Source organism: Candidatus Epulonipiscium sp. (assembly GCA_012519205.1).
GTDB lineage: Bacteria > Bacillota > Clostridia > Lachnospirales > Defluviitaleaceae > JAAYQR01.
Genome location: JAAYQR010000003.1, coordinates 39,652 through 54,205, shown reverse-complemented (window position 1 = coordinate 54,205; position 14,554 = coordinate 39,652). Strand labels below are relative to the sequence as shown.

At 33.2% G+C, this 14,554-nt stretch carries 13 protein-coding genes, 1 other RNA gene and 1 pseudogene; all 15 read right to left on the bottom strand.

What is annotated here, in order from left to right:
- Positions 1–213: 213 nt before the first annotated feature.
- Positions 214–906, bottom strand: coding sequence for a CvpA family protein (locus GX308_00760; protein NLK20621.1), 693 nt, complete (start codon positions 904–906; stop codon positions 214–216).
- A 15-nt stretch (positions 907–921) separates the two neighbouring features.
- Positions 922–2,091 (bottom strand): hypothetical protein, encoded by a 1,170-nt coding sequence (locus GX308_00755; protein ID NLK20620.1) that lies wholly within the window; start codon positions 2,089–2,091, stop codon positions 922–924.
- A gap of 106 nt (positions 2,092–2,197) precedes the next feature.
- Positions 2,198–3,274, bottom strand: a complete 1,077-nt coding sequence (locus GX308_00750) for a hypothetical protein (GenBank protein NLK20619.1) — start codon at positions 3,272–3,274, stop codon at positions 2,198–2,200.
- A 100-nt stretch (positions 3,275–3,374) separates the two neighbouring features.
- The gene (glgA, locus tag GX308_00745) at positions 3,375–4,811 is read right to left on the bottom strand and encodes a glycogen synthase GlgA (GenBank protein ID NLK20618.1); all 1,437 of its coding nucleotides are present in this window, start codon (positions 4,809–4,811) and stop codon (positions 3,375–3,377) included.
- Between the two features lie 265 nt (positions 4,812–5,076).
- The gene (locus tag GX308_00740; protein ID NLK20617.1) at positions 5,077–5,337 is read right to left on the bottom strand and encodes a hypothetical protein; all 261 of its coding nucleotides are present in this window, start codon (positions 5,335–5,337) and stop codon (positions 5,077–5,079) included.
- Positions 5,338–5,361: 24 nt separating this feature from the next.
- Positions 5,362–5,646, bottom strand: coding sequence for a DUF2508 family protein (locus tag GX308_00735; GenBank protein NLK20616.1), 285 nt, complete (start codon positions 5,644–5,646; stop codon positions 5,362–5,364).
- A 143-nt stretch (positions 5,647–5,789) separates the two neighbouring features.
- Positions 5,790–6,254: a flagellar protein FliS gene (locus GX308_00730; GenBank protein ID NLK20615.1), complete on the bottom strand. Its 465-nt coding sequence runs from the start codon at positions 6,252–6,254 to the stop codon at positions 5,790–5,792.
- An 11-nt stretch (positions 6,255–6,265) separates the two neighbouring features.
- The gene (locus tag GX308_00725) at positions 6,266–6,985 is read right to left on the bottom strand and encodes a hypothetical protein (protein NLK20614.1); all 720 of its coding nucleotides are present in this window, start codon (positions 6,983–6,985) and stop codon (positions 6,266–6,268) included.
- A 306-nt stretch (positions 6,986–7,291) separates the two neighbouring features.
- A pseudogene (locus tag GX308_00720) lies at positions 7,292–7,705 on the bottom strand (flagellin).
- A 9-nt stretch (positions 7,706–7,714) separates the two neighbouring features.
- Positions 7,715–7,882: a hypothetical protein gene (locus GX308_00715; protein NLK20613.1), complete on the bottom strand. Its 168-nt coding sequence runs from the start codon at positions 7,880–7,882 to the stop codon at positions 7,715–7,717.
- A gap of 9 nt (positions 7,883–7,891) precedes the next feature.
- Positions 7,892–11,257, bottom strand: coding sequence for a hypothetical protein (locus GX308_00710; protein ID NLK20612.1), 3,366 nt, complete (start codon positions 11,255–11,257; stop codon positions 7,892–7,894).
- A 208-nt stretch (positions 11,258–11,465) separates the two neighbouring features.
- A complete protein-coding gene (gene recR / locus GX308_00705; GenBank protein NLK20611.1) occupies positions 11,466–12,065 on the bottom strand; it encodes a recombination protein RecR in 600 nt (199 codons plus the stop codon).
- The gene (locus tag GX308_00700) at positions 12,066–12,413 is read right to left on the bottom strand and encodes a YbaB/EbfC family nucleoid-associated protein (GenBank protein NLK20610.1); all 348 of its coding nucleotides are present in this window, start codon (positions 12,411–12,413) and stop codon (positions 12,066–12,068) included.
- Positions 12,414–12,519: 106 nt separating this feature from the next.
- Complete coding sequence (dnaX, locus tag GX308_00695; protein NLK20609.1) at positions 12,520–14,124, bottom strand: DNA polymerase III subunit gamma/tau; 1,605 nt, start codon at positions 14,122–14,124, stop codon at positions 12,520–12,522.
- Between the two features lie 129 nt (positions 14,125–14,253).
- Positions 14,254–14,517, bottom strand: an RNA gene (ffs, locus tag GX308_00690) — signal recognition particle sRNA large type.
- Positions 14,518–14,554: the final 37 nt, after the last annotated feature.

Below are 14,554 nucleotides of genomic sequence, written 5' to 3'. Positions count from 1 at the left end.
GCGTTCATCCTGAGCCAGGATCAAACTCTCATGTTAATATCCTTTGCAAGATGATGCTTGCGTTTTGAAATCTTTTATACAATTCTTTAAGAATTGATGGGTTTGGTTTGTGCTGTTTAGTTTTCAAAGATCAATTTGAACTTGTTGTGTCAATCACAGCAAAAATGATTATATCAAATCTAAAGTTCCTTGTCAATAAAAATTTTTATAAAGCTATATAAACAATCCTATAACCCATTCTAAAAGCAAATTGTATTCATATATGAACTTAGCTAATGTGCTTTCTGTCATATATACAAAAAATTTTTCGAATGTAGGATTAGCTTGAAATATAAAAATAATAGTAAATACTATCCAAAGCTGTAAAAGCCCAGATACTAATCCAAAGGCAAGCCCAAAAAGATTATTAATCGAATTGAGGATAGGTAATTTTGCCATGATATCCAATATACCTATGATGATTCTAATACCAATAGTAACAACCAAGAGAACAATAATCATAGATATGATATTAATACATATGTTGGCAATGTATCCTGCAATATACTCCTTCAATCCACCAACATTTAAAATCCCATATACCTCCGGATTATTATTTTCAATCAAGGCATTTTTTATAGAATTAGGTGTCCATAAACTATTGATAACATCACTTTGCCCAGTTAAAGTACTAGTTTCAACCCCATTTTGTATTAAAATAGTAGAAGCAATTTGGGTTTTTATTTTATCGTATAGGGGAGTGGTGTTCCTTAAAAAGGCACTTACTATAGGATATAATTTACTGGCTAAAAAAATAGAAATCATCAAAGAAATCAGTTTAAAAAGAGAGAGGATAAATCCTCTTTTATAGGCAATATATCCATTTACTAAAAAAACTAATATTATAATGGCATCTATAATGTTCATATCTCTCCCCCAAATTTATCTTTTAATTTCCATTAAATCTACAGAGTCCCTAGAAATCAGGGCTAACTTTTTACCATTTTTTAATGGCAAAATATCCACTACATCTTTTAAGGCAGTGTATTTAAAAAGTTCCTTCCCCTTTGTATCCAATCCGTAAAAGGTTCTATCAAGCCCCACTACAACTATATCATTATCCCCATATAGATATGTAACACTTCCCTTAGCATCAAAGACATATTCTTTTTCACCCTTCATACTATAAAAAATAATACTCCCTTCATCTTTCCCTTGTTTCCCTGGAATTGCCTCTGCAAGAGCTAACACTATATACGATGATAAATTCCTTTTGCTTTCTATGTTCCAAGGAATTGATTGTATACGATTATTTAAAATCTCTTCTTTTATCTTTTTGTTTTCATCAATCCATATTATCCTATCGTCCCCTATGGCAACTAAATTATTATTTTTTAAATAAATTAGGGTCGGTATGATTGTATCTTCTTTTTTAAAACCAAAATCTATGAGATCTTTTTTAAATATGCCTTCATCCCCCAAATCAAGAAATATTAAATTTGATTTTAATTTATTATTTGTGGGGGTCAAATAACTTATAGGCATGGTATTCCCATCATTGGATACGATAGCACATAGTGGGTATCCCGCATCTTCTATATAGGTGGTTCTATCAATGCCTATGTCATTTCCCTTACTATCATATGCTTTGATTTTATGGCCATCCTTTGTTTCCCCGATAATGGATAGATATCCCGTGGAACTAATAGAAAAATAAATAATGGGTTCTTCTACTGTCTTCTCATAAAGCAATCCTTTATCATTGAGCACATATGCTTTTTTTCCGCCTTCTTCAGCCACTACAATATAAGGTTCATTAACCACTAATCTAGGTGAAACCATAGAATATGTCTGATTCCAAATTTCATTTCCATCTTGGGATATTCTTTTGATTCCATCTGAACTGCATTGTATAAGGTCATTATAATAAACATTAAAAATTGGATTGCTGCCAGTATCTATGTCCAACCATTTTTTTTCTAAATGGAGAGTAGGCTGATTTCCATTTATAAAAGAAAGGTGGAGATTGCTGCCCGAAACCTCAGAATAAATTAAAATACCTACTGTTATAAATAGAAGAATAAGAGAAATAATTTGTCCTTTCCTATCCAAGTCTTTTCCCCCTAATGTGATTTGTTCACCTTATGGCAAACAAAAAAATATAGACATTTGTGTATATATGGTACTATATCTTATTCATGATTTCAATAACATCTATTTATCGTAGTATTCTTTTCTTAATCTTGTTAACCTTTCTACTTATAAAGTATATTAATATCACCAATACCTCGAAAATTCCCACATAGCCAAATAAAGTATAAAGCTTTTCTACCATTTTTGAAAAACCAACTTGGGCAAAAACCATCGAGGCTATTATAAATAGAGGGGTTATCTTTTTTAAAGGCATTTTAAATTCCATAGAAACCCTTTTTAAAAACCCATATCCATTAGCAATTGCTGTGGTAAATATAGCCGCAATTAAAACAAAGAAATATACATATTGGGCAAAGGTTCCATAACCCATTACAATTCCCAATATAGGTATTTCTAAATTTCTTATATTGTTATAGTAAATTAAGGTTCCAAGCCCTACGCAAAGACCCAATACCCCAAGGGCTGCCCCTCCTAAAATGCCCCCCCATTTTGCTTCTTTTTTAGAATGAATAATTGGAAGAAGGCCAGTTAAAATAACTACTGCGGTAATCGTATTATAAGATACATATAAAATAGAAGAGGTTATCCAGTTTCTTGTGATTAATCTAAATATAGAAGTAGCAGATGAAAAAACTGCCACATCCCTAAAAACTATAATATATATCCCAAGAAGAATACCGCCTATTAAAAGCAAAGGTGCTAAAATATAATTCACAATTATAATTCCTTTTATATCATACATAAAAACTATAACAGATAAACCAGCCATAAGAAATATGCCCACCTGCATAGGAATATGAAATTGCTGCCTAAGCAAGGCCCCAGTCCCCGCGAGCATGGTACAAAAAATAATAAACATAAATAAAGCAACAATCCATTCCATTATATTTCCTAGAAATTCCCCCATCATTAGATGGATAAAATTACGATAGTCATTTATTTTTCTAACATACACTATCTCTAAAATTGCCCACCCTAAAAGTGAAAATATAACCCCCGCTAATAGTATTCCATAGATTCCTTTCGAACCATAGGAAGTGAAAAACTGTATTATTTCTTGTCCCGAAGCAAAACCGGCCCCTATAACTGTTCCTATATATACACTAGCTATTTCCATTGTAGAAGATTTTGTTTTTTTCATAAAAAGTCCCCCATATATCTGTTTGTACAAATATATGAGGGAAGATAGATTTTCATTCTTTTTATGGTTTGAGTAAATCAGATAAAGCTTTGATTGAATCTTATAAATGCCCTATGGTTTCATATAAATTTATATATTTTTGAGCAGAATCCTCCCAGGAATAATCGGAATCCATAGCATTTTGTATTAGTTTTTCCCAGCTTATTTTTTGATAATAGATATGAATGGCCCTTTTTATTTCCTGCATCATTGCCCAGGAGTTATAATCGTTGAATACAAAGCCATTGCCGACTCCTCTTTCTTCATCGAATGCCTGTATGGTATCTGCCAATCCCCCTGTGTTTCTAACAATAGGAATAGTACCATATCTTAGACTCATTAGTTGTCCAAGACCACAGGGTTCAAATAGAGACGGCATTAAAAACAAATCACTGCCTGCATAAACTTTTTGGGCTAAATTTAGATTAAATAAGATTTTAGCTCTTACCTTATCAGGGAAAGTTTTCTCCATATAGATAAATAGGTTTTCATATCCCTCTTGTCCCGTTCCTAAAACTATAAGTTGGATATCCTCTTTCATAAGTTCATTAATTTGTTCCGCTATTAAATTAAATCCCTTTTGATCCACTAATCTAGATACAATACCTATAACGGGTACATCCCTCTGGGGGAGATTAAGTTCCTTTTGAAGGGCTCTTTTATTATTTTCTTTTAATTTAATATTTTCTTTAGAATATGGAAAATAAATATTTTTATCGGTTTCGGGATTATATAGTTTATAATCAATACCATTTATAATGCCATAAAGATTGCTACTTCTTTTTTGAAGTATGCCTTCTAATCCATAGCCATATTCATAGGTTTTTATTTCTTTTGCATAGGTGTTGCTAACCGTACTTATGGCATCAGCATATATTAACCCTGCCTTCATATAGCTTATATTCCCGTAGTATTCCATCCTTTCGGAATTAAAATACCAATCAGAGAGCCCTAGCATACTTAGGGTTTCCCTCCCAAATATGCCTTGATACTGTATATTATGTATAGTAAATAAGGAGGATATGGATTTGTATGTATCATTTCTTTTATAGATTTCGTTGAGAAGGATGCAAATAGGACCTGTTTGCCAGTCATTACAATGGATAATATCAGGTATAAAGTCTATTTTAGGAAGCATTTCTAAAACCGCCTTACAAAAAAAGGCAAATCTTTCATGATCGTCATGATATCCATATAAGCCTTCTCTTCCAAAGTAATAATCATTTTCCACAAAATACACCGGCAATCCATTATCATATTCGTAAATAGAGGCAGATTGCTTTCTCCAATCTAGATAAACTGTATATTCTTCTTTTAATTTTGAGTCCTTAGTGTATTCTTTAGGAATACATTTGTACCTTGGTATAACTATCCTAACATCTACTCCTAACTTTTTTAAAGCATATGGAAGAGCCCCTGCAACATCCCCAAGCCCCCCTGTTTTTGCAAAGGGTGAAGCCTCCGAAGAAACAAATAATATTTTTTTATTATTAGCCATTAAAACAACCCCCATTTTTACTTTTACACACTAATGTATACCTTTGAAATTATATGCTATCTAAGTCTATCATTGCAAAAATCTCATGTCAATAAGTGAACCCATTAATATAAAAATGGATGTATTAGTTCGAGTGATTGTAAAAACTTGCCTTACATATGTATGGTGTAATAGCTAAGTTAAAATTCCTATATGTATGTGAATACTTCTTGTTTTTACCATGGTTAAATGTTTAACAATGGTTAGCAAAAAATATAAATCGGTATTATAAAAAGATATTTAAAAGATATAGAAAAATGAATCCCGGAATGCCCAATATCCCGACTATAAGCATAGTGGTCCAATTAATTCCCACTGACCACCCTATGGGAGATAAAATAAAATTTAACACAAAAAACCCTACTAAGCCTCCTAATCCCTGTAGAATAGCCCTTAAAATAAGTTTTAAAGGCTTTGGGAAAATCATAAAGGTTAAAATAATACCTCCAGCTATTATTAAAAAAATCAAAATACCATTGCCTTCCATAGTATCCCCCCTGAATAATAGATATTATGAGGTCTGCTCCCATTCTTTTAATAAAGATATATCCTTTTCTTTAGCTTTCTTTAAGTAGAATTCGTACTTTTTTTGAAGAGCTTTCATTTCGTATATACAGCTATCTACTAATTCTTTGTCCATAGCATTTTCAAATCTATGATAAGCCAAATCGATTTCATTTTTAATTTTTCGAAGCGCATTTTTGATTTCCTCTTCTTCTGTAGGTGGATATGCCTTTTTTATTTTTAATTTAAAGGGGAAAAATCCCTTTTTCCCGGTGGCTACGATAGGGTTCAAAAATAATACCTCCTTGGATAACTTTGCTAATATAAGTATAGTCCAATGGTTGGTATTTTATTCATATGGCTTATCCAAAATAAATTAAAGCCCAAAAAAGAGTTTATGCTCATTAACATAAACTCTTTTTATACTTTGGTTTATTATGCCTTAAATCCTCTATTTTTTTCTTCCACTACAGATTCGTTTAAACTTCCTTTTCCATAGGTTAATCCTGCATATATTTGCTGAGCATTTTCAACCACAGGGGGATTTTTTTCTTCTACGGCTGCTACTTCTTCCCAACCTTTAAGAAGGGTTTTTAAAATCTTTATTGTTTCTTCTATAGGCTCTTTTTTCCTAGTCACATAGGCATTGATTATTGTCTTATTAATGTATAAATACATTGCCATTAAATCATGGGAAATATCATAGGATAAATCTAAGGCATCTATAAGTTCTCTGAGAAGCCTTTGAGCTTTATCTAGAGCCCTTTTAAACTTTTTTTCATCTTCCACTGGAATTTGGTTTTTTGCATCTTCTAAGGTTCCAATAATAAGCTCATAAGTAATCACTATAAGTTGACCCGGGCTTGCATTGACAACCTGTGCGGTCTTATTTTCCATCATAGATTATCCCCTTATCCTTGAAGTAGTTGTAATATTTGCGCAGGCCTTTGATTAGCTTGAGCAAGCATGGAAGTTCCAGCCTGGGATAAAATATTCTTTTGGGTGTATTCTGCCATTTCCGCTGCCATATCCGCATCTTGAATTCTAGATAGGGATGAGGTCATATTTTCTGCAGCTACGTCTAGGTTTGCTACGGTGTGCTCTAGACGGTTTTGGTATGCCCCTAACTTAGAACGAACAGAAGATATTTGCTCAATAGCATCATCTACAATAGTAATCGTTCTTTGGGAAGATTCCGTAGTATTTAGATTCATATTATCTAATCCTAGGGAAGTTGGGGATAGATTTTGGATACGAACCTGCATAAACTGTCCTTCATTAGCCCCTATTTGTAAATCTAAGGGACCAGTTTCTAGAATATCAAGGGTTACCTCCCCTGTTGGACCTGCCTCTTTAGGAGTTTCTAAATCTTCAGGATCTAGTATATTAATGGAGCCCTCAGCAATTAGCTGAAATCCTTCGCTAGCCTGGAAAACTATACGGTTTCCCTCTATGGTATAAGTTGTATTTGGCGGAAAACTTCCACTAATCCCAGAAATCTCTACATTGTTTCCCTCAGTAGCAGCAACCGGGGTAGAATTAGCATTGGCCTCTTGCAATCCTAATTTTACTAATAAGTCTTTATCTCCCTTTATGGTTAAATCAACAGCCCCATATTCCCTAACCACCATGGATAGCTTTTCATCTGAACCAGATTCATATTTAAATAAATCGATTCCTACTGTATCACAAAGATCTCTTAGTTTTGCAAATGCAGTTTGGGCATCATCGGTCGCTAGTATTTCTACTTGTTCCCCATTAATATTGATTTTTCCTGATACCCCAGTTGGCACATCAAATTTGGCTATTGAGTCTACATAGGTTTGAGTAGCCGCCTTGCCCACAGTAAATGTGTAGCTACCAGGATCTACTGTATCACTCATTGATACAATATCTGCAACCTTTTTATTATTTGAAAAAGCTCTTCTATCGATTTCACCATTTAATAGTTTTCTTTCATTAAACTCAATGTTATCCGAGATTCTTTTTATTTCTTGTTTTAATTGGTCAACTTCATCATTGATGGCTTTTCTATCTTCTGCTGTTAAAGTTCCATTAGAGGATTGAATGGCTAGTTCACGAACCCTTTGAAGCATAGCATGTACCTCATTTAATGCCCCTTCTGCTGTTTGAATAAGGGAAATTCCATCCATGGCATTCCTATTAGCCTGTTTTAATCCTCTTACCTGGGTATCCATTTTTTGAGCTATTGCAAGACCTGCTGCATCGTCTGCAGCACTATTGATTCTAAGGCCTGAGGAAAGTCTTTGCATGGTCTTATCCATCTTGGAATTTGTCCTTGCTAATTGATTTAAAGTTCTTAAAGCCGGTATATTATGGTTAATTCTCAATTAAAACACCTACCTTATATTTGTTTTGTCTACATTATTTATCGACTTATTATAAGAATCCTTTAATATATTTTTGTCTTTATACTTTTTTCTATCTATTTCATCAATATAACTTACCATTTCAAAGACTACTTCAAATAGTGCTGATGGTATTTTCTTGTTTTCTTTATTATCCATATTTCACCTCTAAATGGTTATTTCAAAATCCGAATCAGAGCTTTTCTTTATAGGAGAAATAAGTGGGTTTTGTACTTTATCGTCTTTAAGGTCTTGTGTAAATTGCGCTTTGCTTACATTATAACCGATATTTTCTATCAAAGATTTAATGTCCTTTTCATAGCCTTTTAGATACTGGGTTATTTCTTTTGTTTCTCCACTTATTTTAAAATCTATATTTTTATCATTTATATGAACATACATTTGTACAATCCCTATATTTTCTGTTTTTATGGATACAAAGGCACTTGTTTCATTATCTTTGTAGGCATTGCCTTTTTCTCTGTCTTTTAGAAGATAAACATTCATATTAGTAATCTTACCATTTAATACCATAGGTATTTGATATAAATCCTCTTGTTTTTGGATTTGTTTTTGGATATCCATTATTTTCTCAATATCCTTTATAGTTTTAAAGCTATTTTGCCTATGGTTTAAGGATGAGTCCAATAACTCTTGTTTTGCTTCTTCTATTTTTTCTTTAACCTTATCTAAGACTTCGTCTACTGTTTTTTCCCTCTTTAAACCCTCTATCCCATCCCTTACTACCTTTTTAATATCCCCTTTTTTATTTGTGTTCTTTAATATGTGATTAAGTTCTTCCAGGCTTTTTCCAAATTCGAAGGGGTTTTCCATCATAGAAGATACCACCTGTAAGTTTTTTATATTTATAGGAATTTGATTTTTTACCATAAAAATTAAAGTATCTTGTTTTATTTTTTTGAGGTTTTGCAAGGTATCTAAAAATTCTTTTGCCTCTTCATCTTTAACTGGAATATCAGACTCTATATTAGGGCTTTGTTTAACTCCTTCTTTTATATGCTCTATATAGACTTCTTCTAAATCCATTCTCATGAAATCAGGGTCTTTAATCCATTCCTTAAGCCTAGTAGGTGTGGCCATTTTAGTAAAATCTTCTAAAATTTCTTCGAGATATTCTAGATGCATTTTAGGAAAATCTTTATTTTTATAATCTCTATCTCCAAAAGCTTTTTCTAGCTGTGTTCTTATACTTTTCTCATGGAAGCTTATCCTATCAATTAATCCAAAGTTATCGTCTATTAGCACATTCATATCCTGCTTAGTTGAACTATTTCTTTCTAAGTACTTTGCCCCTTCCATAAGATTATTTAAAGTAAACTTCATATCATTCTTCATCAATAAGCCTATAACTTTTCCATTGCTTTTACTGATTGTATGAAGCATACGATAAATTCCTATCATGCCTTCTCTTTGTTCACTACTTAAAGTCTTCTCCTCATCCATCTGCAGTATAAATTCGTAAAGGTTATCCTTAGAGTCTCTCCCTAATATATAGTCAAAACCTTTAATATAATCTATAACTTTATCTACGAGTATTTTATCTGGACGGAAGCCTTCTTTTATCATTTCTGCTCCTATAACTGGATGGAGATTTTTGGTTACATAAGTTACCTTTTTATCGAGCCATTTAAGATGTGTAATATTTCCCTTAGTCACCTCTATTTCATTTTGGACTAAGATTCTTGCACATCTTATATTCTCCTTAGTAGGTTCTATATCTTGTTCTATAAGTAGGGGTTTAACCTGTTCTTTAAAATCCTTTATAGTATCTTTAAATCTCTTATCAGGTTTTGTTTCCATTTCCTCATATCTTGAAAAGGCAACCTCTGCTTTAAAACCTTCTGCTGCTTCTTTTATTAATTGTTCATTATATAAATCATCAATAATAAATTCAACTTCTTTTTTGATAACCTTGGGCAAAACTTCATCATCCAAATTATTAACCACTTCAAGTTTTTTATAGAGTTCATCTAGCTGCTTAATGTTTTCTTTAGAGGCCTCAGCTCCCGCCTTTATTAAGGCATCTTTATAATGTTCTTCTTCTAAGACTTTTAATTCTTTTACTATTTCTTTAAGGGGAGCCGTATCAATATTCATCTTTTGATTTAATTTTGCAGCCGCTTCTAATGTCATTTTTAGGCGTACTTCTTCTAATTGTCTCTTAGCAGTGATAAAATTTATATCCTTTTCTATAATAATATCTTCATTGATTTTTCCTTCTATAATCGGCTCGTTGTCAATAATGCTTTGTTCTTTCCTAAGATTTTTAAGGTTAATTGGGATATTTTTTCTTAGTATTCTTTTTATTGCATCTTCATCTATATTGTTTATATCCTTAACAAGTTCCTTAACCTCTCTTTTGGTTAAAGGCTCCTCTTCTTTAGGAGAAACTTCTAATAGCTCTACATTCCCTGGGTTTTTTTCCCCTTTTAAAAGCTTGGTCGATTTATCTAATACCTTTTCTTTATCTAAAATTTCTAGTTCTTTCTTCAAAACTAAAAGCCTTTCTACATTTCCCTTATTAACCTCGATATTATGCTTTATAAGAAACTTAGCTCCATTAATATTTTCATCTTCTGTAGGTATCTTTTGATTTATTAAAAGAGCCTTTATTTCTTCCTCAGAAAATTCGTGTTCTTCAGCACCTACTACTCCTACATCTTCATAGGGGGTAGTTGATTTTTTGCGTATATCTTCTTTCCCACTAGAAAAAACAGAAGCATACAAGTTATTAAGGGTGCTGGGTAAGTCTTTTTTAATTACCCAAGAAATAGCCCTATCTTCCATATCCTTTACTGTCTTTATCTTTTCTTGCACAAAGATGAGGGAATCAATATTTTTTCTTGTAAGGGGAAGATCATTTTCGAGTAAGGCCTTAATTGCCTGTTCTATGGTTTCTTTTTCTTTTTTAACAAATTTTTTTAACTTGTTTTCTATCTCTTCTTTAGGAATATCTTCTTTGACACTTGTATTATCAGAAAGAAACCTGGTAATAATATCTAAGGATATCTTTTCTACATCAAAGGGGCTTTCTAAAAGTTCTCTTGCTTCTTGTTTCGCCATGGTGTTAATTATTTTTTCTATTTGCTTTTTTGTTTCAATCACATTCTCAAATATCTTTTTTTCTAAATGAATACCACCATCTGCTATCTTTTGTGCAATTTCAATATTCTGTTTGGATATAGGGATGGATTCTTTTCTCAAAAAAGAATGTATCCTATCATATTGTTTTATAGGCCTAACTTGTTTTTCTTTTACTACTTCTAATCGGATTTCACCCTTAGAAATACTTTGAACTTCAAGCTTGATACTACTTCCTATATCCTCTAACTTTTCATTAGTTTTAACTTCTATTTGCATTTTTTCTATCTCAATAATTGCATGATTTTCTTCACTATAAATAACTTCCCCTTCTAAAAGCTCACCCGGTTTCCAGTCATGGGGCATAGAAGAGTCTAAATCCATTTGGTTTTGATTTATTATTAAATGCACATCTTGTATCTGTCGAACCATAATATCCTCTCCTATTTTATACTACTATAGATTTCGACTAATTTTATAAAAACATTTAGTAATAAAAGAACATCTAGCAACTTTATAAATGGGTTAAGTCCTACTTGCTACATAATAATAAAAAGCATGGCCCTATGAGTATTTTTCACCTCATAAAGCCATGGCTTTTGAAAGAAGTCCATTTGAGAACACAACTAAAAATAAATACCTATAATTCCCTCCGCCCTTCTAATGCTCTAGATAATGTCACTTCATCAACATACTCTAAATCTCCACCCACTGGAACACCATTGGCAATCCTTGTTACCTTTATTCCTAGGGGTTTTAGAAGTTTACTAATATACATAGATGTTGCTTCTCCTTCTATATTAGGATTAGTTGCAAGGATGACTTCTTCTATAGTTTCTTTTTGTATTCTTTCTAAGAGTTCTTTTATCTTTATATCCTTAGGTCCAATGCCTAACATTGGAGATATTGCCCCGTGGAGTACATGATATAGCCCTTTATATTCTCTTGTTCTTTCATAGGCTGCCAAGTCTCTTGGGTCTTCTACTACCATGATGGTTTTTTCGTCTCTGTTGGCATCTAAGCATATGGCACACTTTTCTTTATCCGTTAAGGTACAACAAATACTACAGTACTTTATATTTTTCTTAGCTTGTATGATTGCACTAGATAGATTTTCTACGTTTTCATCGGGCATATGAATGATATGAAAAGCAAGCCTTTGGGCCGTCTTAACTCCTACTCCCGGAAGGTTTGATAAGGCTTCTATAAGTTTAGCCATAGGATCTCCATAATGGCTCATTTAGAAAAGCCCCCCTGGTAAATTCATTCCCCCTGTAATTTTTCCCATTTGCTTATTAGTAAGTTCCTCTACTTGACGAAGGCCTTCATTAACTGCTGCGATGATTAGGTCTTGGAGCATTTCAACATCGTCGGGATCTATAACCTCTGGGTCTATGGTAATGGCTTCGAGTTCTCTTTTACCAGTAAAGACTACCTCTACGGCTCCTCCTCCCGCTGTAGCTGTTACTTTTTTTTCTTCCATCTCCTGCTGCATCTTTTCCATTTCTTTTTGCATTTTTTGTGCCTGTTTTAGTAAGTTATTCATATTTCCCGGCATCATTCCACCGCCAAAATTTTTCCTTGCCATTGTTATCCTCCTTATTATTGGTTAAAGAATTAGATCTTTCTTATATTCCATATATTATCATGAGTAGATAAAAAAATAAATATATTATGGGCTAGGGATTTATGTTTTATTTTATTTCTAGGGGAACTTCTTGATCTTTTAGAAATTCTATGATTTCCTCTATTTCTCCGGTTTCCTCAGAGAGTTCTGGGCTTTCTCCATATATTTCTTTGTATTTTTTTTCATATTCGGCAACAGAAATAAATTTAATGTTAATTTCTTTTTGTAGAGTTTCTTCTATCTTTTTCTTTATTTCGTTTTTATGCTTTTTTTCTGCTGCCTCTTTTATAAAAGAATCCTTAAATACAATATAGTAAATATCATCTTCTAAATAGCCCGCCTTTGTATCAATAAGAAGGCCATTTATTATTTGGTCAAACCCTAGCTTTATATCATTCCACAAAACTATTCCATTTTTTATATCCCTAGAAACTGCCTTTGGCTTTTTGGGGATTGCTTTTCCCTTTTCTGATATCGAAGTCTTAGATGTTGTTTTTTCTATGGTTTCTACCCTTATTCTCCTAGCTAGTTTTTCTTCTAATTGTTTGATTCTACTAAGAAGGGCATCCCCAGATTCATCCATCCTAGGCTGGCAGATTTTCATTACCGATACTTCTAAAACAATTCTTTTTTGATCAGTATATTTTAGTTCGTTGGATAGTTCTGAAAAAATCCTAATCCATCTAAGTATATTAGAGCCATCTATTTCCTTTATTTGCTTTTTTAGAAGATGGATATGCTCTAGAGTAATATCTAGTATATGCTCTGGGTTATTAGTACCTGATACTATAAGAAGGTTCCTTAGATGAACTATAAAATCTGTAACAAACTGGCTTATATCTCTGCCTCTCATTACTATATCATCTATTAACTCCATGGCCTCTAAACTCTTTTGTTGGTCAAGAATGGAGGCGAATTCAAAAAGGGTATCCGTATCCACCGCACCTAATATTTCTAAAATCTTCTCTAGGGTAATCTCTTTTCCGTAGTTAAAAGATATGCACTGGTCTAATATGCTTAAGGCATCCCTCATGGAACCTTCCGCTAATCTTGCAATATAGTGGATTGCTTTATCTTCTATATCTATTTTTTCCTCAGCCATATATTCTTTAAGCTGTGTTGCTATGGTTTCTACGGAAATTCTTCTAAAATCAAATCTTTGGCACCTGGAAAGAATAGTTGGGGGGATTTTTTGGGGATCTGTTGTTGCTAATATAAAGATTATATAAGAAGGTGGTTCTTCTAAAGTTTTTAAGAGGGCGTTAAATGCGCCAGTGGATAGCATATGAACCTCATCTATGATATATACCTTATATTTCCCTTCCGTAGGGGAATATCTCACTTCTTCCCTTATTTCCCTGATATTATCGACTCCATTATTAGAAGCTGCATCTATTTCGATTATGTTCATGCTACGGCCTTCTTCCATCAGATTACACTGGCTGCACTGGCCACAGGGGTACCCATCTATGGAATCTTCACAGTTTACTGTTTTTGCAAATATCTTTGCTGTAGAGGTTTTTCCCGTCCCTCTACTTCCGCAAAAAAGGTAGGCATGGGCAATACGATTTGTTTTTATTTGATTTACCAAGGTTGTGACAATATGGTCTTGTCCTACTACATCCTTAAAGCTTTGGGGTCTTTTTTTTCTATATAATGCCATATAGGGCATGGCTACACCTCTTTTATTATATGATGTTTTCGGGGAAAATACTTCTTTTTGTTATTGTATCACAAATGCAGATAAGATATATATAACAAAAAACAGATGGTTGGCCATCTGTTTTTATTTAATATGAATCCGTGCACCTACCCTCGACAATTCCCCCCAGGCGTTACCTTTGCAGTTAGCTCAAACTAGGCACCCTTGCGGCACACAGAGATATTTGCTTAGTACTGCTTCCTTCCGGACCTGGCACGGTTCACAAACTTCTGTTGCGCAAGACCCGATTTTCATCACCACTTGCAAAGGGCAGGCCCTAAGGAGATAAGGCCTCAGATAGGCATCGTCCCTGCTATAGCGGATTGCAGGTACAGGGCACCGCTAACTCCCCGACTAGCACGGAAATCTTATGACTTATTAAGTGTTGCATTCTTTAGTA